The organism is Streptomyces sp. NPDC047072, from assembly GCF_040643855.1.
In the GTDB taxonomy this organism is placed as follows: Bacteria; Actinomycetota; Actinomycetes; order Streptomycetales; family Streptomycetaceae; genus Streptomyces.
In genome coordinates, this window is record NZ_JBEYVC010000151.1 from 1 (window position 1) to 26,191 (window position 26,191).

The window sequence follows — 26,191 nt, forward strand, 5'->3', positions numbered from 1 at the left end:
GCCGAGGGGGAGACTCCATGACCACCGGGCCCGGGAACGGCAGCGCTGCTTCGCCCGGGTCGGTATCGAGACCAGCCTGGTCCGGTCGCCGAGCGGCCGGATGGTGCTGATGAACGCGGACGGGACCGCCGAGCCCGACAGCGTGCCGGACGCCTGCGCCGACGGGGTGCTCAACACGCTCACTCCTACGGAGGAGAAGGCGTTGGTGGCGCTCAAGGGACTGGCCCGGGTCTGCCTGGCGAAGATGGGGCTGAGCAACGTGCCCGTGTACCCGGTGAACCTGTTGCGCCTGTTGGGCGCGCGGCAGCCCGTGTTCGACAAGCTCGGCAACCTCGGCAACAAGGAAGGGCAGGCGGCCCAGACCTGCGTCGACGACGCCCGCCGTGCCCAGATGGAGCCTTACGTGGCCCCCGCCGCCCAGCTGTTCCTGGGCGGCGGCGACACCCCCGCCGTGCGGTTCGACATGTCCCCGGCCAACAAGACGAAGGTCGTCGGCACCGCGGGGCTCGTGCTCGCCCTCACCGTGGCCGTCACCGCCCTGGTCGCCACCCGGCTCGTCCGGCCGCTGCGCGCCCTCACCGCCGCCGCCCAGCAGCCGCCGGAGGCCCACGCGCGCGTGCCCGTCACCACCCGCGACGAGACCGGGATCCTCGCGGCCGCCTTCAACGACATGGCCGAACGCCGGGAACGCCTGGAGACCCAGCGCAAGGCCATGGTCAGCGACATCGCCCACGAGCTGCGCAGCCCGCTCACCAACATCCGCGGCTGGCTGGAGGTGACCCGGGACGGCGTCGTCGACCCCGACCCCGAGCTGCTCGCCTCGCTGCACGAGGAGTCGCTCGTCCTGCAGCGGGTCATCGACGACCTCCAGGACCTCGCGGACGCCGACGCCGGCACCCTGCGCCTGCACCCCGAGCCGCTGTACTGCGACGAACTCCTCCAGCAGGTCGCCGCCGCCCACCGCGTCCGCGCCGCCACCGCCGGGGTCCAGCTGCGCACCCGGACCGAGGGGACGCCCTGGCTGGACGCCGACCCGGTGCGGATGCGGCAGGCGATCGGCAACCTCGTCTCCAACGCGGTGCGCCACACCCCCGCCGGCGGCACCGTCACCCTGACCGCCCGCGAGGACGGGGACGACGTCGTCCTGGCGGTCGCCGACACCGGCACCGGGATCGCGGCCGAGTACCTCCCGCACGTCTTCGACCGGTTCTGGCGGGCCGAGAAGTCCCGCAGCCGCCGTACCGGAGGCAGCGGCCTCGGTCTGTCCATCGTGCGCCACCTGGTGGCCGCCCACGGCGGGACGGTGACGGCGGCGAGCGAGCCCGGCGCGGGGAGCGTCTTCACGCTGCGGCTGCCCGGCGGGCCGGTTCCACCGCCGTCGTAGGGGTACCCCGTCTGCTCGTGAGAAGAGAAAGACGGAAAGCGGGGCCACGACCATGGGCGGACGGCAGGAACCGGCGCCGGACGATCTGCCGGTGGTGCGGTCGCTCGCCGAGCTGACGGAACTGGTCGAACGACACCAGGGGCTGTACGTCCGCTGGTCGCGCGGCCCCGCCACCGACCTGGCGAGGGTCTCGAGCACCGACGACCTCACGGGTGTGCCGATGCCGGGCCTGTCGGCCAATCCGCTGGACGTGGAGGAGTGGTGGGAGGGGCGGTCCCTGGAGTTCTGGGTGGCCCGCCGCCTCCACGACTACTCGCATCTGCCGCACGAGAAGGGCCCCCGGGTGCGCCCCTGGGTTCTCCAGGGGCGCGAGACGGGGCGGGGGCCGGACAACGAGCCGCTGATCGCGGAGGTCCGGCCGATGTGCTGGATCGACCTCGGCGTCCTCGACGAGGCGCGGGCCGAGGTGGAACGCCAAGAACGGTCCTGGGGGCCGCTGCGGCGCAGCGGTCGCTGACCGGGGCACCGGGTCGCCCGGTGCCCTCGCCGCCCGGCGCCTCAGCCCGCCCTTCTCCGGGCCGCCGCGCGCCGTCGGGCCAGCGCACGGCGTTCGGTCTCGCTGGTGCCGCCCCAGACGCCGATCCCCTGACCGGTCTCCAGCGCCCACTCCAGGCACTGGTCCCGCACCGGGCAGCGCCCGCAGACGGCCTTGGCCTGTTGTGTCTGCACCAGGGCGGGGCCGGTGGTGCCGATCGGGAAGAAGAGATCGGGGTCCTCGTGGCGGCACGCGGCATGGTCTCGCCAGTTGTCCATCAAAGTCACCTGCGATCGAAGTCGTACGTGCCCTCGTGGATGCCTTACTCGTTTTCGGGTCACCTGTCGATGCGCGGTGAAACAGCCGAGTCCCCTGGGATCCCCGCCCGGTCACTGCTCGCGCACGCCCCAGGGGGAGCCGTACGCGGTCAGCAGGTCCAGGAACGGGCGGGCCGGGAAGGCCTCGGGGCCGAGGACGCCCGTGCCCGACCAGGCGCCGGTGGCGAGGAGTTCGAGGGCGACGACCGGGTTCACGGCGGTCTGCCACACGACCGCCTGGCAGCCGTATTCCGCCATGGACCACTGGTTGTCGACCACGTGGTAGAGGTACACCTCGCGCGGCGCGCCGTCCTTCACGCCCCGCACCCAGGTGCCCGCGCAGGTCTTGCCGTGCATCCGGTCGCCGAGCGTCGCCGGGTCGGGCAGACAGGCGGCGACCACGTCCCGGGGCGAGACGGCGACCGGTCCGCCCGCGCCCGGCACGGTCACCGGGTCGGTGCGGTCCAGGCCCAGCAGGTGCAGGGTCTTCAGCGTCTCGATGAACTCGCGGCCCAGGCCGTACTTGAAGGTGACCCGGCGGGCGCCGACCCAGCGGGGGACCAGCAGCACCTCCTCGTGCTCCACGTTGACGCACTCGACCGGGCCGATGCCCTCGGGGAAGTCGAAGACCTCGGGCTCGCTGAAGGGCTCGGTGGTGAACCAGCCGCGCTCGGCCTCGTAGACGACCGGCGGGTTGAGGCACTCCTCGATCGTGGTCCAGATGCTGAAGGAGGGGGCGAAGTCGTAGCCGTCGACGGTGAGGTTGGCGCCGTCGCGGATGCCGATCTCCTCGATCTCGTCGAAGAGTTCGTCCGCCGCGTACCGGGCGAAGACGTCCGACAGGCCCGGCTCCACGCCCATCCCGACCAGAGCGACGGTCCCCGCCTTCTCCCACTCCTCGGCCCGCGCGAACTGCTCGTCGCCGAGCTTGACCCCGCACTCCTCGTAGGGCCGCTCCGGGTGCGGACGCGACAGGGACATCGCCATGTCGAGGTACGAGGCCCCGGCCGTCCGGGCGGCGCCGAACAGGGGCATCGCGAACCGCGGGTCGGTCGCGTTGAAGAGGACGTCGCACGCGTGCCGCTCCAGGAGCTTCGCCACGGCCGCCTCGTCGCCCGCGTCCACGCGCTCGGCGACGAACCGGTCGTCGCCGGGGAGGGCGGCCACCGCCGCCTCGGCCCGGGCGAGGTCGTAGTCGGCGACCACCATCGCCTCGAAGAACGGGCGCCGGGCCGCGATCCGGGTGACGGCGGTACCGACGCCACCGGCTCCGACGAGCAGGACACGCATGACAGATCTCCCTCTGCTGACGGTTCGTGGACGGGGCCCCGCGGCCGATACAACGCCCGCGCCTCACGTAAGGTCAATGGCGTAGGCATAAGGAGGCCGCGGGCTCCGGGTCCGGCGGCGCCAAGGAGGCTGCGGTGCCCAAACCGGTCGTCCCCGAGGAGAAACGGCGCAGGCGCAGGCCCACCAAGAGCGGGACGGTCCTGTCCGAGCGGCTGATCGTTCAGACCGCGCTGCGGATGCTGCGCGAGCACGGCAGCGCGGGGCTGACCGCACGCCGGCTCGGGCTCGCCCTCGACGCCGACCCGAGCACGCTCTACCGGTACTTCCGGGGCATGGACGAGCTGACACTCGCCATCGGCGACGCGATCGTCGGCCAGGCGCTGGAGGGCTGGCGGCCGACGGGGGAGTGGCGGGCCGACCTGCGCGCGGTCGGGTTGCGCATCCACGCGGCCTACGTCGCCCATCCGCAGGCCGCGGTGCTGACCACGAGCCGGGTCACCGGCCGCGCCAACGAACTCGCCGCCGACGAGATGATCCTGGACATCCTGCGCGAGGCGGGGTTCCCGCTGCCGGAGACGGTCCGGATCTACCACGCCTTCGTCGACCAGACCCTGGCCTTCGCCGCCCTCGACGCCGCCTCCCTGGCCCTGCCCAGCGCCGCGCTCCGCTCCGACGAGGCCATGTGGCGCTCCACGTACGCCCGGCTGTCGCCCGCCACCCACCCCCGGATCGCGGAGGCGGCCCCGCTGCTGGCCACCCGGATGGTGACCAGCGCCTACCCGACGGCCCTGGAGATGTTGCTGGACAGTGCGCAGGCTCGGCTGAACGCTTCGTAGACTCCGTCTCGTAGCCTCATTACGGGCACAGGCCCGAGGCGTTGCGGGGAGGCGATGGTGTTCGGAAGCGGGGCGCGGTTGTTCGCGGGGGCCGTGGTGGGGGTCTGCCTTCTGCTCCTGGGCCCCAGCGTGCCGGTCGGTTCCCTCTTCGCCGGGTCGTCGAAGCCCGCCGACACCGCGAGGGACGCCGTCCCGAACCGGGTCATGACGTGGAACCTCTGCAACCCCTGCGATGTGGGCAGCGTCGACCGGGCCGCGGAGATCGCCGCGCACGCGCCCCAGGTACTCGCCGTGCAGGAGTCGTGCGTGGGGGACGTCAAGAGGATCCGCGACTATCTGGAGGGCCGTTACGGGCTCGACTACCACGTCGAGTACGGGTCGGTGCTGCAGAACTGGGGCCGCTGCGGGGGTGTGCCGTGGAACCCCGGGGGTTACGGGCAGGCGATCCTCTCGGCGGCTCCGATGACCGACGTCGTCACCGCGGAGTATCCCGACGGCGGCTCCGAGGACCGCGGGTACATGGCCGTCACGACCACGGTGGACGGGCAGTCCGTCCGGGTCTTCAACACCCACCTCGCCGAGCGACGCCAGGAGTCGGTGCGGGCGGAGCAGGTCCGGGTGTTCGCGCCGGAGGTCGCCAAGTACGACCGCGCCATCGTCCTGGGCGACTTCAACGCCGTGCCGTACGCCGCCGAACTCGCCCCGATGTGGAAGCTGGCCACGGACGCGGACCCCGCGTGCCGCCCCTCGTCGAGCGGTACGTGCGAGACCACCACCGACTGGCAGAGCAAGTTCGACTACATCTTCCTGCGCGGCGGCATCACCGCGCTCTCCCACCATGTCCGCCCGACCGAGGCCTCGGACCACCATCCCTTCTACGCCGACCTGGACCTGGCGAGCCGCTCCTAGGGGCGCAGGGTCTCGGCGGCCACCGCCACCACCGTCTCCGAGACCGCCGCCAGTTCCGGGGAGTCGAGCTTCCAGCGCTGCCAGTACAGCGGGACGTCGAGGGGGCGGTCCGGGGCCAGCGGGACGAGCCGTCCCTCGCGCAGCAGCGCCTCGGCCTGGAACTCGGGGACCAGGCCCCAGCCCAGCCCCGCGGCGACCGCCGTGACGAAGCCCTCCGAGGTCGGCACGGCGTGTCGCACCGCGCTCGCCCCGCCGCGGCCGAGCCCGCGCACGAACGCGTCCTGGAGGTCGTCGCTGCGGTCGAAGGTCATCAGCGGGGCCTCGGTCAGCGCGTCGGGCAGCGGTCCGGTGAGGTGGCGCGCGGCGAAGCCGGGGCTCGCCGCCGCGAGGTAGCGCAGCCGGCCGAGCAGCCGCACCGAACACCCCGCCACCGCGTCCGGCGAGGAGGTGACCGCCGCCATCACCAGGCCCTCCCGCAGCAGCTCCGCCGTCCGCGTCTCGTCCTCGCGGCGCAGCTCGAAACAGAGCCGCTCCCGCCCCGGCACCCGGGTGAGGGCCTCCAGGAACCAGGTCGCCAGGGAGTCCGCGTTGACCGCCACCGAGACCCGGGTCACCTCCCCCTCGCCCCGCATCCCCAACTCGGCGCGCGCGTCCCGCTCCAGCCGGGCCAGCTGCCGCGCGAACCGCACCACCACCGCGCCGGACTCGGTCGGCCGCACCGGCTTCGTCCGCACCAGCAACACCCGCCCCGTGCGCTGCTCCAGCGCCTTCACCCGCTGGCTCACCGCCGACGGCGTCACATGCAGCGCCGCCGCCGCGGCGTCGAACGTGCCCTCGTCGACAACCGCGAGCAGGGTTCGTACCTGATCCAGCGGGAGTTCGGTCATCATCACGACAGCTAATGATACGTAAGAATCATTAGCTGTACGTGTACTGATCGTTTCCGTAGCGTCGAAGCCATGCCCGCTTCACTGACCGCCGCGGCCGCCGGATTCGGCACCGGCCTCTCCCTCATCGTCGCCATCGGCGCCCAGAACGCCTTCGTCCTGCGTCAGGGGATACGCCGTGACGCGGTCCTGGCCGTCGTCGCCATCTGCGCCCTGTCCGACGCCGTCCTCATCAGCCTCGGCGTCGGCGGCGTGGGCGCCGTGGTGGTCGCCTGGCCCGGCGCGCTGACCGCGGTCGGCTGGATCGGCGGCGCCTTCCTGCTCTGCTACGGCCTCCTCGCGGCCCGCCGGGTGTTCCGGCCGGGGCAGCAGGCCCTGCGCACGGAGGGCGAGGCGGCCGGATCGCGCAAGCGGGCCGTGCTCACCTGCCTCGCGATGACCTGGCTCAACCCGCACGTCTACCTCGACACCGTGTTCCTGCTCGGCTCGGTCGCCGCCGACCGCGGCGCGCTGCGCTGGACCTTCGGCCTCGGCGCCGTGCTCGCGAGCTTGTGCTGGTTCGCCGCGCTCGGCTTCGGGGCCCGGCTGCTCGGCCGCTTCCTGGCCAAACCGTCCGCCTGGCGGGTCCTCGACGGACTGGTCGCCGTCACGATGGTCGGCCTCGGCGCCGCCCTTGTGGCCGGAGCATGAACTCCCGGCCGTCGAAGTCCACAAGCTGAGATTGCGGAACCCGCAACGTCGGACGGTGCTGCGATAGTGAACCCCGGCCCTTTTTAGATGTAGCGAGCAACCAGGAAGCGCGTGGACACCAGCGAGAGCAGCACCGGCCCCCAGACGGAGTCCGCGGAGGAGGCGAAGCCGGCCGCCCGGCACGGCTGGCGCCGCTTCGCCATGGACACCCGCCCCCTGCGCATCGTCCCCTACCGCCGCCTGTGGACCTCGACCATCGTCACGGCCGTCGGCAGCCAGCTCACCGCCGTCGCCGTGCCCAAGCAGGTCTACGACATCACCGGCTCCTCGGCCTGGGTCGGCGCCGCGAGCATGGCGGGCCTGCTGCCGCTGATCGTGTTCGCGCTGTGGGGCGGGGCCGTCGCGGACACCATGGACCGCCGCAAGCTGCTTCTGATCACCAACACCGGCATCGCCGTCACCTCGGTGCTGTTCTGGCTCCAGGCCGTCACCGGGCTCGACTCGGTGGCGGCCCTGATGGTCCTGCTGGCGATGCAGCAGGCGTTCTGGGGTCTCAACGCCCCCGCGCGCAACGCCTCCATCGCCCGTCTGGTCCCCGCCGACCAGCTGCCCGCGGCCAACGCGCTCGGCTCCACCGTCATGCAGACCGGCCAGGTGGTCGGCCCGCTCCTCGCGGGCGTCCTCATCCCGGTCATCGGTCTGCCGGAGCTCTACCTCCTCGACGCGCTCGCGCTCTGCGTCACCGTGTGGGCGGTGTACCGCCTCCCCGCCCTGCCGCCGCTCGCCGGCGCCACCGCACGCCGGGCCGGAGTCCGCGAGATCGCCGAGGGCTTCCGCTACATCGCCGGCCACAAGGTCCTGCTGCTGTCCTTCCTCGCCGACATCGTCGCCATGGTCCTCGGCATGCCCCGGGCGCTGTTCCCGCAGCTCGCCGCGGAGACCTACTCCTCCTACGGCGAAGGGTTCGCGCTGGGCCTGCTGTTCGCCGCCATCCCGATCGGCGCGGTCCTCGGCGGACTGTTCTCCGGCACCTTCTCCCGGGTCCGCCGGCACGGCTGGATGGTGATCGGGGCGGTCGTCGCCTGGGGCGCGGCCATCGCGGGGTTCGGGCTGAGCGGGAGTCTGTGGCTCGCCGTGGTGTTCCTGGCCCTCGCCGGGGTCGCCGACATGGTCTCCATGGTCTTCCGCGGGGCGATTCTGCTCTCCGCCGCCACCGACGAGATGCGTGGCCGCATGCAGGGCGTCTTCACCGTCGTCGTCGCGGGCGGCCCCCGGCTCGCCGACGTCCTGCACGGCACGGCCGGCTCGGTCCTCGGCCCCCGTACGGCGGTCGCCGGCGGCGGCTTCCTGGTCGTCGCCGTGATGCTGACCCTGGCCTTCGCGATCCCGGCACTGCGCCGCTACCGCGTCTGAGGTCTACAACGCCCCCCGGCGGTGCGAGCCGTACTGCTCCATGAGCTTGCCCCGGGTCGTCTCCAGCCGGTGGGCCAGGATCTCGGCGACGCTGCGCACCAGGATCATCCCGAGCTGCCGGTCCTCCTCGCACAGCCCGAGCACCGCCGCCGCGTCGAACTCGTAGGCCCGCACGGGGCTGAAGGCCTCCGCGCCGAAGTCCCACTCGTACGGCGGGAACAGCCACGACCAGCCGAGCAGGTCGCCGGCGGCCAGGCTCGCGACCGTGACCCGGTGGTGGGCGGTCACCTGCTGGGTCAGGGAGACCGAGCCGGAGCGGATGACCCAGAAGCGGTCGGCCCTGCCGCCGGCCTCGAAGATCGGGAAGTCCTCCGGGAAGGAGACCTCCCGGGCGAGCGTCATCAGGCGCCCGCGCTGCGGCTGGGGGAGGGCGGTCAGCAGTTTGGTCGCTTTGGTCATGACGTGGGGCTCCTCGCCGGCGACGGGTTCCGGTGTCGTGCCTACGCCCATTTCAGCGGCTGTCGCGGCCGTGGGCACCTCGGCGGAGCTCATGACATGGAAAAGCCCTGGCTGGACGGGGGAGACCAGCCAGGGCAGTCAGCGGTGGCGCGGAGGACGGTGTGTCGACTCCAGGACCACGTATGTATGAACGGTAAACCATCGATGGGGATTTCGCGCAATCGGATCCGGGATTCGTGACCGGTTTCACTCGGGATCCGGGTGTGTGACCCTGATCGTCCCCAATTCCGGATCGGCGGGGTCGGGCAGGTTCATGCCCGCGGCCAGGCCGGTGCGCAGATAGCGCAGCACCGGCTCGGTCAGCCGCTCACCGGGCAGGACGGCCGGGATCCCGGGCGGGTAGGGCGTGATCATCTCCGCCGCGATCCGTCCGGCGGCCTCGGCGACGGGGACGTTCTCGGCCGGACCGAAGAACGCGTCCCGGGGAAGCGCGGCCTGCTCCATCCGCAGCCGCGCAGGCGGCGGCACGTCCACCCGCGGGGCCGGGTCCAGGCCCGGCGCCACCCGCACCAGCTCCCGCAGCGCGGCCAGGAGCTGACCGGTCGTCTCCTCGTCGTCGGCGTGGGTGAGCTGGGCGCCGATCCGGCGGTGGTCGGTGAGGTGCGCGTCGATGCCGTGGTGCTCGCGCAGCCAGTCCGCCGCCTGGAACCCGGTGATCCCGAGGCCCTCCAGGTCGATGACGACGGGCAGCGGATCCATGTCGTCGGCGCCGTCCGGCCCGCAGAAGTCGGCCCGGTCGTTGACGTGCAGACCCTCGATCCCCTCGATCCGCTCACGCACCCGGGCCGCGAGATCCAGCGCCCCGCCCATCAGCTCCTTGCCCCTGAGGGCCATCTGCCGGCGCCAGCCGTCGAGCCCCGCGTACAGCAGCACCGAGGGGCTGGTGGTGCCCAGCAGGTCCGCGCGCATCTTGAGCAGGTCGGCAGGCACGAGATCGCCGCGCAGATGGAAGACGGAGCCCTGCTCCAGCCCGCTGCCCATCTTGTGGATGCTGGTCACACAGATGTCGGCGCCCGCGTCCATGGCCCAGGACGGCAGATCCGGGTGGAAGGGCAGATGCGCGCCCCAGGCCTCGTCGACGATCAACGGGACCGAACGCCGGTGGCACACCTCGGCGAGGTCGCCCAGGGCCGCGCAGGTGCCGTACGGCGTCGGGCTGGTGACCAGGGCGCCCTTGGCGTCGGGATGGGCGTCGAAGGCCTTCTCGTACTCCGCGGCGGACGGCGGGTGCGCGAGACGCCGTTCCGCGTCCCACCGCGGTTCGATCCAGACCGGCTCGATGCCGGAGAGGATCAGCCCCGAGACCACGGACTTGTGGGCGTCGCGTCCGATCAGCAGCTTCTCGTGCGGACCGGCGACCGCCAGCATCGCGGCCTTCACCGAGAGGGAACTGCCGCACGTGGTGAAGAAGGTGTGCTCCGCGTGCACGGCGTCGGCCATCAGCTCCTCGGCCCGCTCCAGCACCCGGCCCCGGGTGAGCCGGTCGTCCAGACCGCCCGACGCCAGCACGTCCCCGAGGAACACGGCGTCCCCGAGCACCTCACGCACCGCGGGATCGGCGCCCCGCGCCTGTTTGTGCCCCGGCGGCGTGAACGCGAGCCGCTCGCGCCGGTGGTAGTCGGCCAGGGCTTCCAGAACAGGGGCACGCGTGTGGTCGAGAGCCATGCCGGCCGGGTTCCCGACCTGGACCGGGGCAACCGGCCGGTGCCGCATCGTGGCGTTCAGCGCTCCCGCGGCCGCCTCCCGGGCGTCAGGATCTCGTCCAGCACCCTGGTCACCGCCTCGTAGGCGACCGTCCGCAGCTCCGCGTCCCGGGCCGCGGCCGGGTCCGTCCGGTCCTCGCTGCGCGTGCGCCAGGCGCGCTCCTCGGCCGCCGAGCAGGCCCGGGCGCGCTGGATGCGCCGCAGCAGTTCGTCTGAGTCCACGACATCGGTCATGGAGGTGCGCCTACCCCGTCGCCGTCCTCGGATGACCCGCGGATCCCGCTCGAATGAGGTGGTTTGACCCGGCGTGGACCGGTGAGCCGAAGAAGAGAGGCCCGCGGAGCCGGGACCAGCGGCGCACAGCGTCGAGGACCGGTGTGGGACCACCGTGTCCACGGCCCCGCGGGTCCTGGCCGGGCCCGGCTTCTGCACCCATCACACGACAGCCAGACGATTCACCGATCAGGAGCCACGTCATGTGCGAGGAGCACAGGACCGACGCCGCCCCCCGGGCCGCCGCCGTGGACCGGCACGCACACGCGTGTCCGGGCCGGCCGGCCGAGGCCCGCAGGGCGGTCGAACGGGCCGTGTCCGAACGCTGTCACGCCACCCGCACCCCCTGCGATCCGGAATCCCTCTCGGACGCGCTGCTCGTCGTCTCCGAGCTCGCCACCAACGCGATCCTGCACGGCGGCGGCATCACCGACTTCCACGTCGACGTCGAGGGCCGCGTCGTCCGCGTCTCCGTGAGCGACCGCAGCACCGACCTGCCCGTCACCAGGAACCCGCTCGACCGGCAGGGCAGGCGACGACCAGGTGGACACGGCTGGCCCATCGTGTGCCGGCTGGCCCGGGACGTCCGGGTGACCGACCTGCCCGCGGGCGGCAAGTGCATCACCGCCCTGGTACCCCTGCGCTGAGAGTTCCGAGGCGTACGAGCTGCGTCCCGGGGGTCCCGCCGCGCCGAAACGGAGTTTCCGGAACGGTGTTTGGGCCCCTGACAGCAGGGCAGACGCAGTTTCGTGCTTCGGACCGGAGGCGCGCCAGCGGGAGCAGTAACGCTGCTGCGAGGCCCCTTTCCGGCGGTCCGGCGGCGTCCTCCCGCGGTATGTCCCTGAACCCGTTCTTCAGGAGCGAATCCGCATGCCCATCGACACGTCGACCAGCCGTCCCGGCACCATCGAGCGCCAGGGCGCCACCCACAAGCGGCGGCACGACGACGCCCCCGACACCACGGCCCGCTTCGCCCGCCTCGCGGCGCTGGACGAGGGCCCCGAACGCGATGCCCTGCGCGACGAACTCGTCGCCGCCTGGCTGCCCATGGCCCACCGCATCGCCGGCCGCTTCCGCGACCGCGGCGAGTCACTCGAGGACCTCAAGCAGGTCGCCGCCCTGGGCCTGGTCAAGGCCGTGGACCGGTTCGAACCGGAGCGGGGCGCCTTCGAGAGCTACGCCGTCCCCACCATCACCGGCGAGGTCAAGCGGCACTTCCGGGACCGCATGTGGGCCCTCAGGGTGCCCCGCAGGGTCCAGGAACTGCGCAACAAGGTGCGCGTGGCCCGCCGCGACCTCACCCAGAACCCCGGCTCACCCGAGCCCACCCCCGCCGACCTCGCCGCCCACACCGGGCTCACCGAGGAGGAGGTCTGCACCGGCCTGGAGGCCCTGGAGAGCTTCAGCACCCTCTCCCTGGACGCCGAGCTCTCGGCCGGCGACGACGGCTACAGCCTCGCGGACACCCTGGGCGCCCCCGACGCCTCGTACGACACCGTCGTGGACCGGGAGTCCGCCAAGGAGGGCCTGCGCAGGCTGCCCGAACGCGAACGGGCCATCCTCTACATGCGCTTCTTCGAGGACATGACACAGAGCCGGATCGCCGACCAGCTGGGAATCTCCCAGATGCACGTCTCCCGGCTGATCAGCCGCAGCTGTGCCCGGGTGCGGGACGAGGCGATGGCCGACCGGAACCGGCGACCCGCCTCCGACGATCCGTCGGTGGCCTGAGCGGACGAGGAGCAAGCCGATGCTGATACCCGATCCCGCGTTCCTGCGCCGCCTCGTCGACTCCTACGAGGCACTGAACGCCCAGGAGGCCGTTTCGCCGGCCGAACCGAGCCCGCGGCTGCGGGACCTCGCCTACACGCTGTGCGTGTCGACCGGCACCCGGGACGTGCGCCACGCCGTGGAGACCGCCCGACGCCTGCTCGCGGCGGTGCCCGAACGCACTCCACTGCCCGATTGACCACGTCCGGAGTGCCCGCCCGACGGCCGGGCATCCGGCTTCCAGGAGGTCGACATGAACACGAGCTCCATGGCACGGACCGGCCGACTCGAAGCCCGGCGCGCGGCGCGCGGCTCGGCCGTCGAGGGCGCCGCCCGCGCCGGTCTCACCGCCCGCGGAGTGATCTATCTGCTGGTCGGCGTGCTGGCCCTGCAGATCGCCTTCGGTGACGGCGGGAAACAGGCGGACCGCGGCGGCGCCCTGGAGACCCTGGCCGACAAACCCTTCGGCGCCGTCCTGCTGTGGGCGCTCGGCATCGGGCTGGTCGGCATGGCCCTGTGGCGGTTGTCCGAGGCCGTCTTCGGCGCGGTCGGACCCGACGGCCGCAAGGCCGGCAAACGGCTGATGGGCCTCGTCCGCTTCGTCTTCTACGGCTTCGTCGCCTACTCCGTGCTGTCCTTCGCCGTCGGCGCGGGCGGCGGCGGGTCCAGCGACAAGCAGTCCAGGGACGTCACCGCCCGCGCCCTCGACCTGCCCGCCGGGCAGTGGCTGGTGGGCGCGGCCGGGGCGGGCGTCGTGGTGGCCGGTGTGTGGATCGGGGCGCAGGCCGTGCGCCGGTCCTTCCACAAGGAACTCAAGCTCGCCGAGATGGGACCGCGGATCCGCAAGGCGGTCGACGTGACCGGTGTGGCCGGAGGTCTCGCGCGCGGGGTGCTGTTCGCCGCGGCCGGGGCCTTCGCCGTACGGGCCGCCGTCGACTACAAGCCCGACCGGGCCAAGGGCGTGGACGACACCCTGCGCTCCTTCGCCGACACCCCGCTCGGGCCCTGGCTGCTGGTGTGCGTGGCGGCCGGGCTGGTGCTGTTCGGGATCTTCTCGTTCGCGATGGCCCGCTGGCGCCGGGTCTGAACCCGCCGCACGCGGGGAACCCGTTCCGGATGAACGAACCCGAGCTTCCGCCGGACGGTAGGCCCGTGGACGTCTACCTGGACCTTCTGCGCATCCGTATGGAGACGGAGGACTACGCGCTCCTGCTCAGCGTGGTCGAGCCGGTTCTCCAGGCGATGGAGGAGCAACGCCTGCCCGCGATGGACTTCGCCCTTGAAGAGGCGAGTCCCGACGGGCTGCCGCAGGAGATCCGTGACGAGGCCGCCCTGGTCATCGCCACCGCCGTCACCGGCCGGCTGGACAACAAGGTCATCGAACTCCACATCGGCGAGGAGGGGCCGGTCCGGGTGGTCACCGACGCGGACACCGCGGCCGACCCGGTCCGCCTCGGCGAGATCGCTGACTACATCCGCGAACGCCAGCACCTCAACGACGAACTGCGGGGCATCGCCGAGGTGAGCGACCTGCCCACGGACATCTGAGCGTCACCGCTCGGGCGTCCGCACCGGCACCTCCAGCGGCCGGGCCAGACCGGCCACGGTCTCGTCCAGCCGCTGGAGATGCCGCAGCACCCGGTCGGTCACCCGGCCGAACCGCGGTGTGCCCGGCGCGTCTGCGCCAAGGAGCGACGCGATGCTCGGCCCGGTCTCGATCCCCTCGGTGGACCGCTCGTCGGCGGCGTGCGCGGCGATCGCCGCGATGTTGTGCCCGATCCGCCGCCCCGCCCGCCGCAGCCGGGGATCCGCCGCGATCGACGGATGGGTGGGCAGCAGCTCGGCGGTCGCCGCCAGCGACCGCGCGTGGTAGGCGCAGGTCTCCAGCAGCGCCAGGACATAGCGGGCCGTGTCGCGGCGCGCCCGGAGCGGCGTGATCGGATGGGTGAGGGGCTGTACGGCGGCCCGCAGGTCCGCCAGCGCCTGGTCCAGGTCGCGCGACTGGTCGAGCAGGTCGGCGGACGAGCCGCCGCTGAGCTGCTCGACTGCCGTCCCGGTCACGTCGGCCAGCCGGTCCAGGACGGTGACCAGGAGGTCGTTCGTACGGCGGTCCGTGCGCACCGGCAGCACGAGCGCGGCCGCGATCACCCCGCAGGCCGCGCCGAGCGCCGTCTCCTCCACGCGCAGCACCAGCACCGACAGGCTGTAGGTGTGCAGCAGGGTGTAGAGGAGGCCCAGGGCGGCCGTGACGAAGAACGACATAAGTGTGTACGACAGGGGCGCGGTGTAGAACATCGCGAACACCAGGAGCAGCACCAGGGCGAACGCCGGCCAGGTGTGCTGCCCGACCAGGCCCGCGAGGACGATCCCGGCGAGGACACCGAGGACCGTCCCGAGCAGCCTGCGGTAGCCCTTGACCAGGATCTCGCCCGTGGACGCGGTGTTGATGAAAACGATCCAGCAGGTCAGCACCGCCCAGTACCAGCGCTGGCTGGACAGGAACTCGCCGCCGACGATCGCCAGCGACGACCCGACCGCCACCTGCACGGCCGCCCGTGTGGTGGGCCGCCGCAGCCCTGTCGGCTTCTCCTCCTCGGCCGCTTCGTCGTCCGCGTCCAGAACGGCGTCCTCGGCGTCCAGCTCCTCGCGCGACCGGGTCGTGGCGGGGGAGTCGTCCGACTCGTCCTGCGGCCCGTCCAGGGCGATCCGCAGCCCCAGCACCGCGCGGGCGGCCTCGCCGATGCCCCGGAACACGTCCTGGACGGCGGGCGGAGCGTCGGGAAGGTGCTCCTCCTCGCGGTAGCCGAGCAGACGGTTCCGCAGCTGCGCCACGGCGGTGCCGCCGCCCCCGTCGACCGGCCGCAGAACCAGCAGCCGTAGCGCCTCCAGCTCCCGGCGCAGCAGGGCGAACGCCTCGTCCCGGTCCGGGAACCGGCCCGCCCTCGGCGCGGGCGCGCCCGGCAGATGCAGGGTCAGGGTGTCCGCCCGCCCCGCGCTGCGCGCCGTCAGCAGCAACAGGCCCAGCCGCTCGGCGGCGATCTCGGCGTCCGCGATCCGCCGCTGCACCAGCCGGGCCACGGCCGCGTCGGACGTCCCCTCCTCCAGCCGCCCCTGGATCATCAGCGCCGACTCGTGCAGCCGCGCGGTGCCCTCCCGTACGTCCGCCAGCGCCTCGTCGACCTCCTCGGGCCCGGCGTCCAGCAGGGCGAGCTGTGCGGACACCAGCTGGGCTAGACGGGCCCGGAAGGCCTCCCTCAGGCGTTCGAGGAGGCCCGCGGGGGTCTCCCGCACCAGCAGGAAGCGGGCCACGGCACTGCACAGGAAGGCGACGCCGACGACGCCGTACAGCACGGGCAGGCCCGAGACGGTGGCGCCGACGAACAGGGAGAGGAAGTAGACCTGGAAGCCGATCAGACCGAGCGCGGTGCCGCGGTCGCCGAAGCGGCGGCCGTAGACCGCGCTGAAGATCAGGGCGACGAAGAACAGGTCACCGCCGACGCGGTGGGTGCTCAGCAGCGCGCCGAGCGACACCGACGCCAGCGCCACCGGGAGGGCCAGGGCGAGCGTGCCGGCCTGGGCCGCGCGCTGCTTCTCCCGGATGGCGAAGGTGGCGACCATCGCCGCCATGGCCCCCGCCACGAGGTGGCGGACATCGGCCCCAACGAGGCCGAGCACGGCCAGCGTGAGCGCGATCGCCCCGACCGTCCTGAGGCCCGCGGCCAGCCGGAGCAGTCCGGGATCGGACGCCGCGACCCGGTCGCGCACCCTGGCCCACACCGTCCGCCCCGCTGCCCTCACGCCGCCGCACTCGCTCCCGTGTCACGTCAAGATCGGTTCCCAGCATGGCACGGCGAACCGACTTACCCGTCCTGGACCCCGGACCCCTCGATCTGTGCCTTCACCTGTTCCGGTGTCAGATACGCGTGGGTGTACTCGAAGTCCTTGAGCTTGGCCGGCTTGCGGGCCTGGAAGCCGGTGCGCACGAAATCGTCACCGGCGATCGCGTTGAGCACCCAGTTCGTCATCACGCGCGTCTTGGCGACGTTGGTGCGCAGCGCCGACCAGTGGTAGCCGCGGGCGACGGCCTGGGCGGGCAGGCCGCGCAGTTCGATGCCGAGCGGCTTGGACACCGCGTCGGTGCCGCCGAGGTCGACGACCAGGCCGAGGTCCTTGTGGACGTACGGCTTCAGCTCCTGGCCCCGCAGCGTCGCGATGACGTTGTCGGCCACGACCTTGCCCTGCCGCATGGCGTGCTGCGCGGTCGGCGGGCAGACCGCGTCCGGCTGGTCCTTGGCCTTGTCGGGCACCGCCGCCGCGTCACCGAGCGCGAAGACCCCGTCGTGGCCCGGCAGCGCCATGTCGGCGGTGACCGCGAGCCGCCCCCGTACGGTCTCCGCGCCGAGCGTCGCGATGAGCGGGCTCGCGACCACACCGGCCGTCCAGATCAGCGTGCGGGTGGGGATCACCCGCCCGTCCGTGAAGGTGACCTCCTCGGGGCCCGCCTTCTCGATGGAGACACCGAGCGAGATGTCGATCCCGCGCCCCTTGAGGATCTTCTGCGCGCTGCTGCCCAGCTTGTCGCCCAGCTCCGGCATCAGCTTCGGGGCGATGTCGATCAGATGCCACTTGATGAGTCCGGGATCGATGCGCGGGTAGCGCTTGACGGCGGCGTGGGTGAGCTTCTGGAGGCAGGCCGCCGTCTCGGTCCCCGCGTAGCCGCCGCCGACCACCACGAACTGCAGCCGGGCGGCTCGCTCCGCCTCGTCCTGGCTGGCGTCGGCGAGGTCCAGCTGGGAGATGACGTGGTCGCGGACGTACGCGGCCTCTGCAAGGGTCTTCATGCCGAACGCGTGGTCCGTGAGGCCGGGGATGTCGAAGGTGCGGGTCACGCTGCCGGGGGCCAGCACGATGTAGTCGTACGGCTCGTTGACGATCTTGTCGGTGATGGTGCGCACCACGCACACCTTCGCCTTCAGGTCAACGCCGATCGCACCGCCCGGGATGATCCGGGTGCGGTACTTCTTGCTGCGGCGCAGGGAGACGGCGATCGACTGGGGCGTCAGCACGCCGGAGGCGACCTGGGGCAGCAGTGGGAGATAGAGCTGGTAGGCGAACGGCGTCACCAGGGTGACGTCTGCTTCGTCGGGGGAGAGCTTCCGCTCCAGACGGCGAACGCACTCGACGCCGGCGAAGCCTGCGCCGACCACCAGGATCCTGGGTCGTGTCACGGTGTTCATCCCTTTCTGCGGCTCCAGGCGGTCTGCCCGAACGCCCTTCGTCTGCCCGGTGAGGGACGGACGAATGCGTCGAGGACCACCATGCCCGCCCCGGCCCCGAAACGCACCGGGAGAACGGTGAAGGAGGTGCGCGGACCGGACCCGCTGAAACCGCTTGTGCGCGTGCCCGACGCCGAATGCGCGTGCGGCAGAGGGGTATTTGGTGCTGTGTGGGCGAGGGAAGGAACAGCGTGAGCACCGACAGAATCTGGTCGTACGCGCGGGACAGCGGGTACGTCGAGGGACAGGACCTGACGGGCTTCGCCGTCGTCGGGAGCGACGGCACGATCGGGCGCGTGGACCGGCAGGCCGCACCGCACGGCATGGCACACCTGGTCGTCGACACCGGGGTGTGGCTCTTCGGCAGGAGCTTCCTGGTCCCGGTGGGCATGGTGACCGGGATCGACGCACCGGGCCGCCGGATCACCCTGGGCTGCACCGGGGCCGAGGTGAAGAGGGCGCCCCGCTTCCGGACCGACAGCGAGACCAGGGACCGCTCGTACCTGACGGCGGTCGGCACCTACTATCTGCGGCTCCTGGCGGCGGCCTGACGGGGCTTCACCACGACATGAAGACGTGGACGTCCTTGCCGCGCTCGTCCGGCACCACGCTGACCTGATCGGACAGCGCGTGGATCAGATGCCAGCCGATACCGCCCCCATTGGTACGGGGATCGAAGGAGCGCGGCGCGGGCGGCGTCGGGTTGGTGTCCCGCAGGGTCACATGCACGCCGTCGAAGGTGCGCCGCATGCAGAGCGTGAAAGGGCCGGGCGCGTACTGGATGGTGTTGGCGGCGAGTTCCGTGACGACCAGCAGGATGTCGTCCCAGTGCTCCGGACTCGCCGGTTCCACGCTCCGGGCGAGGTCGCTCAGGAATTCCTCCGCAGCGAGCCTCGCACCCGTCACACACTGCGGTTCTCCCGCGAAACGGGTGGTACGGCTCGGAATTGCCTCGGAAGTCAGTGTCTCGTCCCTACGCGGTTCGGTCACCTTCGTCAATGGGCCGTGTTCCCGGGGGCGCACGACCCAATCGCGCCCCCGGACGAAACGCCGGGTCCCGTCCTCTCACCTGAATACGTTGTCGGAGTCGTCCCAGCTCAGCAACTCCTCCGTCGGGGTCCGCCGGCCACCGGGCGAGCGGGCCTGGTACATCGCGTCGATCTCGAACGCGTACCGGCGCGCGATCTCGTCCCGGCGCAGTTTCATCGACGGCGTCAGCAGGCCGTTCGCCATGTCGAAGGGCTCGGCCAGCACCCGGAACACCCGGATCGACTCCGAGCGAGAGACCGTGCTGTTGGCGGCGGCCACGGCCCGCGCGATCTCCTCCCGCAGCGCGTTCTCCTCCCGGGCCTCCCGGGCCGAGGGGCCCTGCTGGGCGGCCAGGGCACCGCGCCAGTGCGCCAGGAACACCGGGTCCAGGGTGATCAGGGCGCCCACGCACGGCCGGTTCTCGCCCACGACGGCCGCCTGGTGGACCAGGGGATGCATCCGCAGCCGCTGCTCCAGCGCGGCCGGGGCCACGCTCTTGCCGCTGCTGGTGACGATGATGTCCTTCTTGCGGCCGGTGATCGTCAGATAGCCGTCGGCGTCCAGCCGCCCGAGGTCCCCGGTGGCCAGCCAGCCGCCGTACAGCGCGGACCGGCTCGCGGCCTCGTCGTTGACGTAGCCCTGGAAGACCGACGGCCCGCGCACCAGGATCTCCCCGTCGTCCGCGACCCTGAGGTCCACGTCCGGCAGGGCCCTGCCGACGGTTCCGGACTTCTCCCGGCCCAGTGGCTGCATGGTGACCCCGCCGCAGGTCTCGGTCAGGCCGTAGCCGTCGTTCACATAGACGCCGATGCCCTCGTAGAACAGGGACAGTTCACGGTTGAGGGGCGAGCCGCCCGAGGTGCCGCGGCGGGCCCGGCCGCCGAGTGCGCCGCGCAGTCTTCGGTACACCGTCCGCTCGTACAGCGCGTGCTGGAGCCGCAGGTCGAAACCGGGGCCCGGGCCCTCGCCCAGCCGCTGCCGCTCGCAGGCCAGCGCGTAGTCCCGGGCGGTGTCGGCGGCCCGCTCGAAGAGGGCGCCGCGGCCCGCCTGCTGGGCGGTGCGCAGGAAGTTCTTGTAGATCTTCTCGAAGACCGACGGCACGGCGTAGAAGTACGTGGGTCGGAACGACCGCAGGGACGCCGACAGCGCCTCCTCGCTCAGATCGGGCTCATGGCCCATCAGCAGCCCGCCGCGGATGCACAGGCCCTGGATCATCAGGCCGTACACATGGGAGAACGGCAGGAAGGCCAGCACGGAGGGCTGCTCTCCCGGCGGCGCGGCGGTCTGCGCCCAGCCCGCGAGCAGCGTGTCGCAGGGGGCGGCCAGCCCGCGGTGGCTGAGCGCGCATCCCATCGGGCGGCCGCTGGTGCCGGAGGTGTAGGCGACCACCGCCGTGGAGTCCGGCAGCACGATCCGGCGCAACGATTCGACCGTGGCGAGCGGGACGAGCCCGCCCCGCTCCGTCAGATCCTGCAGCGCTCCCGCGTCCAGCTGCCAGACGTGCCGCAGCCGGGGCAGTGAGGCGCAGACCGAGCCGACCGTCATCACGGCCTGCTCGTCCTCGACGACCACCGCCACACAGCCGGTGTCCCTCAGGATCCACTCGACCTGGTCGCGTGAGGAGGTCGGATAGATCGGCACGACCTCGGCGCCCACCGTCCACAGCGCGTAGCTGAGGACCGTCCACTCGTACCGGGTGCGCGCCATGATCGCCACGCGGTGTCCCGGCGAGATCCCGGAGGCGACCAGGCCCTTCGCGAGATCCATCACCTCGTCCCGCAGCTCTACGGCCGTGACCTCCTCCCATGTGCCGGAGGAACCCTCCGGCCGACGGGCGAGCACCGGCAGAGCGGGCTGGCGTTCGGCCCGCTCGAAGACGCTGTCGGCGAGGCCGCCGCTGGAGCGCGCGGAGGCCTGGGGTGCGAGGGCGAAGTCTCGCATGCGCTGCTCCTGACAAGTACGGTGTGTGACGGTGCAGACGATTTCGGTCATCTGCGGTGCTCGAATCTAGCCCAGGTGAGACCGGTCGGTACCGGGAATGGAGAAGTAATCCGCGGCCGATGATCCGGCCGCGATCGGGGGACCCGGACCCCATGAGTTACGTGAACCCCGATCCCGAACCCGAACGCACCACCGGACTGGAGCCGGGCGGCGGCGTCCCGCCGGGCGAGACCCCGCCCGCCGAGAGCAGCCTGCCCGAGGCCGGGCCCCGGGAGACCCACAACCCGCCCAAGGGCTGGGCGAAGGCCCCCGTGGCCGTGATCCTGGTCCTGGCCGTGCTGATCGCCGCGTTCTTCCTGGCGTACGCCGTCGTCCTGGCCGTATGACACCTACGCCTGGGTCCGTCGTACGCACTCGGTGACGACGTCCCGCAGGCTCCCGGTGCGCTCCAGCAGCTCGCGCTGGACGCGGGCGCCGTTGCCGTGCTCCAGCAGCCCGTCGCAGGACGCACGGGCGTCGTCGAGGTCACCGGCGTCGGCGAGCGCCTCCTCGGTGTGCTCCAGCAGGGCCCGGACCACGGCCTTCGCCGGCATGCGGTGCATGGTCGCCGGATGCAGCAGCTCGTCGCCGAGGCCGGAGCGGGCGGCCTGCCAGGCGGCCAGCCGCAGCAGGCTCACGCTGTGCGCCACGACCTCCCGGTCGGCCCGCCAGTCCCGGGCGGCGGTCTCCACCAGGCCGCGGGCCAGCGTGGCCAGCAGGACGGCGGTGTCCGCCTGGAGGCAGACGTCCGAGACGCGGATCTCCACCGTCGGGTAGTTCCGGGACAGCCGCGCGTCGAAGTAGATCATCCCCTCGTCCAGGATCACCCCGGTCGCCACCATGTCCGCGACCCGCCGGTGATAGCGCTCCGCGGACCGGAACGGCTCGGTCGGCCCCGCCGACGGCCAGCGCTGCCAGACCCGGCTGCGATAGCTGTGATACCCGGTGTCCTTGCCCTGCCAGTACGGCGAGTTGGCGCTCAGCGCGTTGAGCACGGACAGCCAGGGCTGGATCCGGTCGACGACGGCCACGGCCTCCTCGTCGGACTCCACCGACACATGGACGTGACAGCCGAGGACGAGCTGCTCACGGGTGGCGATGCCGTACTGGTCCGCCATCCACTGATAACGCCTGCCGACCCCGACCGAGGGGCTGACGGGCAGCGGGGAGGTGGCCAGCGCGGCGACGGTGCAGCCGATCTCCCCGGCGTGCCGGGCCGCCTCCTTGCGGCAGCGCACGATCTCCACGCGCAGCTCCTCCATGCCCGACTGCGGGTGGGTCGCGAACTCCAGCATCTGGTTGTGGAGTTCCTTCTCGAAGACGTCCTGATCGCCTTCGTCCTGCGCGGCACGGGCGAGCACCGCCGCGGACAGTGCCTGCGGTTCGCCGGTCTCCGGATCGACCAGGAGGAGTTCCTCCTCCACTCCGACGGTGCGCACGTGAGCCGCCCTTTCGTCGAGACGACAGTTTCTGTACGCCCCGACTGCCCACGGGACGCCAGGTCACACAGGTGTCAGCCACACCGTGGCGAGCGGCGGCAGGGTCAGCCGTACGACACCGTCCTGCGGCTTGACCGGATCGGCGAGGACGACGTCGCTGCCGCCGTAGCCCTCCGCGTCCGTGTTGAGGATCTCCTGCCAGGCCGGGACGTCGTCGCCGACGTGGAGGCGGTAGTCGTGGCGGACCACGGGGGAGAGGTTCGAGACGCACAGCAGGGGAGTGCCCTCGGTGCCGAAGCGCAGGAACGCGAAGACGTTGTCCTCGGCCGCGTCGGCCATGACCCAGCGGAACCCGGCCGGGTCGGTGTCGCGCTGCCAGAGCGCGGGAGTCGCCCGGTACGCCGTGTTCAGGTCGCGGACGAGGTCGCGCACTCCGCGGTGGTCGGCTTCGGCGCCGTAGGCGGGGTCGAGGAGCCACCAGTCGGGGCCGTGTGCTTCGGACCATTCGGCGCCTTGTGCGAACTCCTGGCCCATGAAGAGGAGTTGTTTGCCGGGGTGGGCCCACATGAAGGCGAGGTAGGCGCGGAGGTTGGCGCGCTGCTGCCACCAGTCGCCCGGCATCTTGGAGACCAACGAGCGCTTGCCGTGGACGACTTCGTCGTGGGAGATCGGCAGGACGTAGTTCTCGCTGTAGGCGTAGATCATCGAGAACGTCATCTCGTGGTGGTGGTACTTGCGGTGGACCGGCTCGTGGGCGATGTAGCCGAGTGAGTCGTGCATCCAGCCCATGTTCCACTTCAGCCCGAAGCCGAGGCCGCCGCCGTCGGTGGGCCGGGTGACGCCGTCCCAGGCCGTGGACTCCTCGGCGATGGTGACCACGCCGGGCTGCCGGCGGTACACGGTCGCGTTCATCTCCTGGAGGAAGGCCACCGCGTCCAGGTCCTCGCGACCGCCGAAGACGTTGGGCGTCCATTGGCCGGAGTCCCGCGAGTAGTCGAGGTAGAGCATCGAGGCGACGGCGTCCACCCGCAGTCCGTCGACGTGGAACTCCTCGCACCAGTACACGGCGTTGGCGACCAGGAAGTTGCGCACCTCGACCCGCCCGAGGTCGAACTCGTAGGTGCCCCAGTCCGGATGCTCCGCCCGCCGCGCGTCCCCGGGCTCGTACAGCGGATCCCCGTCGAAGCGGGCCAACGCCCAGTCGTCCTTGGGGAAATGGGCCGGGACCCAGTCCAGGATCACGCCGATACCGGCCTGGTGCAGCCGGTCGACGAGATACCGGAAGTCGTCGGGCGAGCCGAGCCGGGAGGTCGGCGCGTAGAAGCCGGTGACCTGGTAGCCCCAGGAGCCGCCGAAGGGGTGCTCGGCGACCGGCATCAGCTCGACGTGCGTGAAGCCGAGGTCCTTGACGTACGCGGGCAGTTCCTCGGCGAGTTGACGGTACGTCAGTCCGGGGCGCCAGGACGGGAGATGGACTTCATACACCGAGAACGGCGCTTCGTGCACCGGGACTTCGCCCCGCCGGGCCATCCACTCCCGGTCCTCCCACGCGTACTGCGAGGAGGTCACCACGGACGCCGTCGCGGGCGGCACCTCGGTGCTCCGGGCCATCGGGTCGGCCTTGAGGAACCGGCCGCCGTGCCGGGAGGTGATCTCGAACTTGTACCGGGCGCCCTCGCCGACCCCCGGCAGGAACAGCTCCCACACCCCCGACGAACCGAGCGACCGCATCGGGAACGCCTGCCCGTCCCAGAAGCTGAACTCCCCGGCCACCCGCACCCCTTGGGCGTTCGGCGCCCACACGGTGAACCGGGTGCCGGTCACGCCCTGGTGGGTCATCGGCTCGGCGCCGAGCGCCTTCCACAGCTGCTCGTGGCGGCCCTCGCGGATGAGGTGGAGATCGGTCTCGCCGAGCGCGGGCAGGAAGCGGTACGGGTCGTGCAGCTCCTGCTCGCCCTCCGCGTAGGCCACCAGCAGCGTGTACGCGGGGACCTCGTCGAGCGGGAGCACGCCGGTGAAGAGGCCGTCGCCCTCTGAGGCGAGACCGCTGCGCTCACCGTCGACCACGACGCTCACCGCGCGGGCGAAGGGCCGTAGTGTCCGGAAGACGATCCCGTCCTCGACCGGGTGGGCGCCGAGCAGCGCGTGCGGGTCGTGGTGGGCGCCGGCCAACAGCCGCGCACGGTCGGCGGGGTCGAGCGGAGGCGCCGGGGCGCACCGCGCCGGTCCGGACGGCTCGGGAAGCGAGGTGTCGCGCAGGGCCACGGCTCAGTCTCCTCTCACGGCGAGGCGCTCGATCGCCGCCATCGGCACGGCCAGCCAGTCCGGCCGGTGGCGTGCCTCGTACAGGACCTCGTACACCGCCCGGTCGGTCTCGTGGGCGCGCAGCAGGGCGTGCTTCTTGCGCGGGTCCCATCCCGCGAGGGAGGCGTAGCCCGCGCAGAAGGCTTCCCGGCAGCGCCGCGCCCATTCCGGCCGCCAGGGTCGGCGTTGCCGGGCCGCGTAGTCGAAGGAGCGCAGCATGCCCGCGATGTCCCGTACCGGGGACTGGGCGGAGCAGCGCTCGGCGAGCGGACGGGACGGCTCGCCCTCGAAGTCGATCACGAACCACTCCCGGCCCGCCCGGAGCACCTGGCCCAGATGCAGGTCGCCGTGGACGCGCTGGGCGGGCGGACCGGGATCGCAGGTGGCCAGCGCGTCGAAGGCCGCCCGGAGACCGGGGACGAACGGCCGCAGCGCCGGCACACTGCGCGCGGCGGAGTCCAGGCGCTCGGCCATCGCGGCCGCCGTGACGTCGTTGCCGCCCGGGGCGCCGACGGGGAAGGCGGCCGCCAGCGCCAGGTGGACCTCGGCCATCGCCCGGCCCAACTCGTGTGCCTGCGGGGTGAAGTCGTCACCGGCGGCCAGTGCGCCGAGCGCCAGCGCCCAGCCGTCGGACGCGTCGCGCAGATACGGCTGGAGCACGCCGAGCGTCGCCTCCTGAGGAGAGGTGGTCCGCAACCAGGCCACGGGTGCGGGCACCCGCCGGCAGCCCTGCCCGGCCAACGCGACCGGCACCTCCAGGTCCGGATTGACCCCGGGCTGGATCCGGCGGAACACCTTCAGGATGTACTCGTCGCCGTACACCAGAGAAGTGTTGGACTGCTCGGCCTCCAGCAGCCGGGGCGGGAGCCCGGCGGACACCGGCACGGAGGGCGAGCCCTCGAAACGGAGCGGACCGGCCGTGCCGGGGTGGCGCAGCCGCTCCAGGAGCAGTTGCGCCGACCGGGGTTCGTGCAGTGCGTCGAAGACCGTCAGACCGGCGAGTGGGCCCCGCTCCGCCCGCCCGATGAGCGCCCGGCCCAGGCGCGGCGAGAGGTGGTCCCGTACGCCGAGGATCAGTTGGTAGCAGTCGTCGGCGGGCGTGGGCACCTCGTCGTGCCCGGCGCGGACCAGCAGATGCAGACAGCCCGGGAACAGCTCGGTCATGGAGAGCAGCCCGAGTTCGGTCACGGGCCGGTCCTTGCCCGCGAACCAGCGCTGCCTCGGCAGCCACCCGCGCAGCAGGCCGTCGAGCGAGGCCATGAGGCCGGTCGCGAGTGCGGGCCGGGGGAGGCGGGAGGCGATCTGTGGCGCGCTCACGCTCGTCGGCCGATCCGGGAGGCGGCTCGGGAGAGCCGGAACCAGTAGAAACCGTGCCCGGCCAGAGTCAGCAGATACGGCAGCTCACCGATGGCGGGAAAACGGACCCCGCCGATCAGCTCGACGGGATGCCGGCCGTCGTACATCCGCAGATCGAGCTCCGTGGGCTGCGGAAAGCGCGAGAAGTTGTGCACGCAGAGCACGAGATCGTCCTCGTACTCCCGGAGGAAGGCGAGGACCGCCGGGTTGGAGGAGGGCAGTTCGTCGAAGGTGCCGAGGCCGAAGGCGGGGTTCTGCTTGCGGATCTCGATCATGCGGCG

27 protein-coding genes are annotated in these 26,191 nt (G+C 72.2%); 13 read left to right on the plus strand and 14 right to left on the minus strand.

The window, feature by feature from the left end; genetic code table 11:
• Together ABZ896_RS40310 and ABZ896_RS40315 are read left to right on the plus strand one after the other, a co-directional pair.
• On the plus strand, positions 1–1,384 hold a 1,384-nt coding region (locus ABZ896_RS40310; RefSeq protein ID WP_360940259.1), incomplete at its 5' end, for a HAMP domain-containing sensor histidine kinase.
• Positions 1,385–1,436: 52 nt separating this feature from the next.
• Positions 1,437–1,901 (plus strand): DUF6098 family protein, encoded by a 465-nt coding sequence (locus ABZ896_RS40315; protein WP_360940261.1) that lies wholly within the window; start codon positions 1,437–1,439, stop codon positions 1,899–1,901.
• 41 nt (positions 1,902–1,942) lie between these two features.
• On the opposite strand, the gene ABZ896_RS40320 is transcribed toward ABZ896_RS40315, so the two are convergent.
• Entirely contained in the window at positions 1,943–2,197 is a 255-nt protein-coding gene (locus tag ABZ896_RS40320; protein ID WP_360940263.1) for a WhiB family transcriptional regulator, read from the minus strand.
• Positions 2,198–2,308: 111 nt separating this feature from the next.
• Entirely contained in the window at positions 2,309–3,526 is a 1,218-nt protein-coding gene (locus tag ABZ896_RS40325) for a saccharopine dehydrogenase C-terminal domain-containing protein (protein ID WP_360940265.1), read from the minus strand.
• A gap of 134 nt (positions 3,527–3,660) precedes the next feature.
• Here ABZ896_RS40325 and ABZ896_RS40330 point away from each other — a divergent pair, with 134 nt between their 5' ends.
• Together ABZ896_RS40330 and ABZ896_RS40335 are read left to right on the plus strand one after the other, a co-directional pair.
• Complete coding sequence (locus ABZ896_RS40330; protein ID WP_360940267.1) at positions 3,661–4,362, plus strand: TetR/AcrR family transcriptional regulator; 702 nt, start codon at positions 3,661–3,663, stop codon at positions 4,360–4,362.
• Between the two features lie 54 nt (positions 4,363–4,416).
• On the plus strand, positions 4,417–5,271 hold the full coding sequence (locus ABZ896_RS40335) for an endonuclease/exonuclease/phosphatase family protein (RefSeq protein ID WP_360940269.1): 855 nt from the start codon (positions 4,417–4,419) through the stop codon (positions 5,269–5,271).
• Here ABZ896_RS40335 and ABZ896_RS40340 read toward each other — a convergent pair.
• Positions 5,268–6,161 (minus strand): LysR family transcriptional regulator ArgP, encoded by an 894-nt coding sequence (locus ABZ896_RS40340; RefSeq protein WP_360940306.1) that lies wholly within the window; start codon positions 6,159–6,161, stop codon positions 5,268–5,270. The genes ABZ896_RS40335 and ABZ896_RS40340 overlap by 4 nt on opposite strands.
• 69 nt (positions 6,162–6,230) lie before the next feature.
• On the opposite strand from ABZ896_RS40340, the gene ABZ896_RS40345 reads away from it, so the two are divergent.
• Both ABZ896_RS40345 and ABZ896_RS40350 read left to right on the plus strand, forming a co-directional pair.
• The gene (locus ABZ896_RS40345; RefSeq protein ID WP_360940271.1) at positions 6,231–6,848 is read left to right on the plus strand and encodes a LysE/ArgO family amino acid transporter; all 618 of its coding nucleotides are present in this window, start codon (positions 6,231–6,233) and stop codon (positions 6,846–6,848) included.
• Positions 6,849–6,959: 111 nt separating this feature from the next.
• Complete coding sequence (locus tag ABZ896_RS40350; RefSeq protein WP_360940273.1) at positions 6,960–8,261, plus strand: MFS transporter; 1,302 nt, start codon at positions 6,960–6,962, stop codon at positions 8,259–8,261.
• A 3-nt stretch (positions 8,262–8,264) separates the two neighbouring features.
• Here the strand turns inward: ABZ896_RS40350 and ABZ896_RS40355 are convergent, their stop codons facing one another.
• The 3 genes from ABZ896_RS40355 to ABZ896_RS40365 all read right to left on the minus strand — a co-directional run bounded on the left by ABZ896_RS40355 (position 8,265) and on the right by ABZ896_RS40365 (position 10,717).
• Positions 8,265–8,720, minus strand: a complete 456-nt coding sequence (locus ABZ896_RS40355) for a cyclic nucleotide-binding domain-containing protein (RefSeq protein WP_360940275.1) — start codon at positions 8,718–8,720, stop codon at positions 8,265–8,267.
• 246 nt (positions 8,721–8,966) lie between these two features.
• Positions 8,967–10,445 carry an aminotransferase class I/II-fold pyridoxal phosphate-dependent enzyme gene (locus ABZ896_RS40360; protein WP_360940277.1) on the minus strand — a complete coding sequence of 493 codons (1,479 nt, stop codon included), beginning with the start codon at positions 10,443–10,445 and terminating at the stop codon, positions 8,967–8,969.
• A gap of 56 nt (positions 10,446–10,501) precedes the next feature.
• Entirely contained in the window at positions 10,502–10,717 is a 216-nt protein-coding gene (locus tag ABZ896_RS40365) for a hypothetical protein (protein ID WP_360940279.1), read from the minus strand.
• Positions 10,718–10,959: 242 nt separating this feature from the next.
• Here ABZ896_RS40365 and ABZ896_RS40370 point away from each other — a divergent pair, with 242 nt between their 5' ends.
• The 5 genes from ABZ896_RS40370 to ABZ896_RS40390 all read left to right on the plus strand — a co-directional run bounded on the left by ABZ896_RS40370 (position 10,960) and on the right by ABZ896_RS40390 (position 14,074).
• Positions 10,960–11,403, plus strand: a complete 444-nt coding sequence (locus ABZ896_RS40370) for an ATP-binding protein (RefSeq protein ID WP_360940281.1) — start codon at positions 10,960–10,962, stop codon at positions 11,401–11,403.
• A 223-nt stretch (positions 11,404–11,626) separates the two neighbouring features.
• The gene (locus tag ABZ896_RS40375; RefSeq protein ID WP_360940283.1) at positions 11,627–12,487 is read left to right on the plus strand and encodes a SigB/SigF/SigG family RNA polymerase sigma factor; all 861 of its coding nucleotides are present in this window, start codon (positions 11,627–11,629) and stop codon (positions 12,485–12,487) included.
• A 19-nt stretch (positions 12,488–12,506) separates the two neighbouring features.
• Positions 12,507–12,725, plus strand: a complete 219-nt coding sequence (locus tag ABZ896_RS40380; RefSeq protein ID WP_360940285.1) for a DUF5133 domain-containing protein — start codon at positions 12,507–12,509, stop codon at positions 12,723–12,725.
• Positions 12,726–12,779: 54 nt separating this feature from the next.
• Entirely contained in the window at positions 12,780–13,613 is an 834-nt protein-coding gene (locus ABZ896_RS40385) for a DUF1206 domain-containing protein (RefSeq protein WP_360940287.1), read from the plus strand.
• Between the two features lie 29 nt (positions 13,614–13,642).
• Positions 13,643–14,074, plus strand: a complete 432-nt coding sequence (locus ABZ896_RS40390) for a hypothetical protein (RefSeq protein ID WP_360940289.1) — start codon at positions 13,643–13,645, stop codon at positions 14,072–14,074.
• Between the two features lie 3 nt (positions 14,075–14,077).
• On the opposite strand, the gene ABZ896_RS40395 is transcribed toward ABZ896_RS40390, so the two are convergent.
• Both ABZ896_RS40395 and ABZ896_RS40400 read right to left on the minus strand, forming a co-directional pair.
• A complete protein-coding gene (locus ABZ896_RS40395; RefSeq protein WP_360940290.1) occupies positions 14,078–16,324 on the minus strand; it encodes an FUSC family protein in 2,247 nt (748 codons plus the stop codon).
• A gap of 62 nt (positions 16,325–16,386) precedes the next feature.
• The gene (locus ABZ896_RS40400; RefSeq protein ID WP_360940292.1) at positions 16,387–17,763 is read right to left on the minus strand and encodes an NAD(P)/FAD-dependent oxidoreductase; all 1,377 of its coding nucleotides are present in this window, start codon (positions 17,761–17,763) and stop codon (positions 16,387–16,389) included.
• A gap of 230 nt (positions 17,764–17,993) precedes the next feature.
• On the opposite strand from ABZ896_RS40400, the gene ABZ896_RS40405 reads away from it, so the two are divergent.
• On the plus strand, positions 17,994–18,353 hold the full coding sequence (locus ABZ896_RS40405; RefSeq protein WP_360940294.1) for a PRC-barrel domain containing protein: 360 nt from the start codon (positions 17,994–17,996) through the stop codon (positions 18,351–18,353).
• Between the two features lie 7 nt (positions 18,354–18,360).
• Here ABZ896_RS40405 and ABZ896_RS40410 read toward each other — a convergent pair whose 3' ends face one another.
• Positions 18,361–18,765: an ATP-binding protein gene (locus tag ABZ896_RS40410; protein WP_360940308.1), complete on the minus strand. Its 405-nt coding sequence runs from the start codon at positions 18,763–18,765 to the stop codon at positions 18,361–18,363.
• Between the two features lie 102 nt (positions 18,766–18,867).
• A complete protein-coding gene (locus ABZ896_RS40415) occupies positions 18,868–20,772 on the minus strand; it encodes an AMP-dependent synthetase/ligase (RefSeq protein ID WP_360940296.1) in 1,905 nt (634 codons plus the stop codon).
• A gap of 152 nt (positions 20,773–20,924) precedes the next feature.
• Here ABZ896_RS40415 and ABZ896_RS40420 point away from each other — a divergent pair, with 152 nt between their 5' ends.
• Complete coding sequence (locus tag ABZ896_RS40420) at positions 20,925–21,158, plus strand: DUF6480 family protein (protein ID WP_360940298.1); 234 nt, start codon at positions 20,925–20,927, stop codon at positions 21,156–21,158.
• 3 nt (positions 21,159–21,161) lie between these two features.
• Here the strand turns inward: ABZ896_RS40420 and ABZ896_RS40425 are convergent, their stop codons facing one another.
• The 4 genes from ABZ896_RS40425 to ABZ896_RS40440 all read right to left on the minus strand — a co-directional run.
• Positions 21,162–22,250 (minus strand): glutamate--cysteine ligase, encoded by a 1,089-nt coding sequence (locus ABZ896_RS40425; RefSeq protein WP_360940300.1) that lies wholly within the window; start codon positions 22,248–22,250, stop codon positions 21,162–21,164.
• A gap of 63 nt (positions 22,251–22,313) precedes the next feature.
• A complete protein-coding gene (glgB, locus tag ABZ896_RS40430) occupies positions 22,314–24,515 on the minus strand; it encodes a 1,4-alpha-glucan branching enzyme (RefSeq protein ID WP_360940302.1) in 2,202 nt (733 codons plus the stop codon).
• Positions 24,516–24,518: 3 nt separating this feature from the next.
• Positions 24,519–25,814, minus strand: a complete 1,296-nt coding sequence (locus tag ABZ896_RS40435) for a maltokinase (protein WP_360940310.1) — start codon at positions 25,812–25,814, stop codon at positions 24,519–24,521.
• 53 nt (positions 25,815–25,867) lie between these two features.
• The coding region (locus tag ABZ896_RS40440) for an alpha-glucosidase C-terminal domain-containing protein (protein ID WP_360940304.1) at positions 25,868–26,191 on the minus strand (324 nt) is incomplete at its 5' end.

What these genes read in the sequence shown, in the direction of transcription:
- ABZ896_RS40315 (WP_360940261.1), top strand. Translation starts at nt 1,437, where the DNA reads ATGGGCGGACGGCAGGAACCGGCGCCGGACGATCTGCCGGTGGTGCGG.
- ABZ896_RS40320 (WP_360940263.1), bottom strand. Translation starts at nt 2,197, where the DNA reads ATGGACAACTGGCGAGACCATGCCGCGTGCCGCCACGAGGACCCCGAT.
- ABZ896_RS40325 (WP_360940265.1), bottom strand. Translation starts at nt 3,526, where the DNA reads ATGCGTGTCCTGCTCGTCGGAGCCGGTGGCGTCGGTACCGCCGTCACC.
- ABZ896_RS40335 (WP_360940269.1), top strand. Translation starts at nt 4,417, where the DNA reads ATGGTGTTCGGAAGCGGGGCGCGGTTGTTCGCGGGGGCCGTGGTGGGG.
- ABZ896_RS40340 (WP_360940306.1), bottom strand. Translation starts at nt 6,161, where the DNA reads ATGATGACCGAACTCCCGCTGGATCAGGTACGAACCCTGCTCGCGGTT.
- ABZ896_RS40345 (WP_360940271.1), top strand. Translation starts at nt 6,231, where the DNA reads ATGCCCGCTTCACTGACCGCCGCGGCCGCCGGATTCGGCACCGGCCTC.
- ABZ896_RS40355 (WP_360940275.1), bottom strand. Translation starts at nt 8,720, where the DNA reads ATGACCAAAGCGACCAAACTGCTGACCGCCCTCCCCCAGCCGCAGCGC.
- ABZ896_RS40360 (WP_360940277.1), bottom strand. Translation starts at nt 10,445, where the DNA reads ATGGCTCTCGACCACACGCGTGCCCCTGTTCTGGAAGCCCTGGCCGAC.
- ABZ896_RS40365 (WP_360940279.1), bottom strand. Translation starts at nt 10,717, where the DNA reads ATGACCGATGTCGTGGACTCAGACGAACTGCTGCGGCGCATCCAGCGC.
- ABZ896_RS40370 (WP_360940281.1), top strand. Translation starts at nt 10,960, where the DNA reads ATGTGCGAGGAGCACAGGACCGACGCCGCCCCCCGGGCCGCCGCCGTG.
- ABZ896_RS40375 (WP_360940283.1), top strand. Translation starts at nt 11,627, where the DNA reads ATGCCCATCGACACGTCGACCAGCCGTCCCGGCACCATCGAGCGCCAG.
- ABZ896_RS40380 (WP_360940285.1), top strand. Translation starts at nt 12,507, where the DNA reads ATGCTGATACCCGATCCCGCGTTCCTGCGCCGCCTCGTCGACTCCTAC.
- ABZ896_RS40385 (WP_360940287.1), top strand. Translation starts at nt 12,780, where the DNA reads ATGAACACGAGCTCCATGGCACGGACCGGCCGACTCGAAGCCCGGCGC.
- ABZ896_RS40390 (WP_360940289.1), top strand. Translation starts at nt 13,643, where the DNA reads ATGAACGAACCCGAGCTTCCGCCGGACGGTAGGCCCGTGGACGTCTAC.
- ABZ896_RS40400 (WP_360940292.1), bottom strand. Translation starts at nt 17,763, where the DNA reads ATGAACACCGTGACACGACCCAGGATCCTGGTGGTCGGCGCAGGCTTC.
- ABZ896_RS40415 (WP_360940296.1), bottom strand. Translation starts at nt 20,772, where the DNA reads ATGCGAGACTTCGCCCTCGCACCCCAGGCCTCCGCGCGCTCCAGCGGC.
- ABZ896_RS40420 (WP_360940298.1), top strand. Translation starts at nt 20,925, where the DNA reads ATGAGTTACGTGAACCCCGATCCCGAACCCGAACGCACCACCGGACTG.
- ABZ896_RS40435 (WP_360940310.1), bottom strand. Translation starts at nt 25,814, where the DNA reads ATGGCCTCGCTCGACGGCCTGCTGCGCGGGTGGCTGCCGAGGCAGCGC.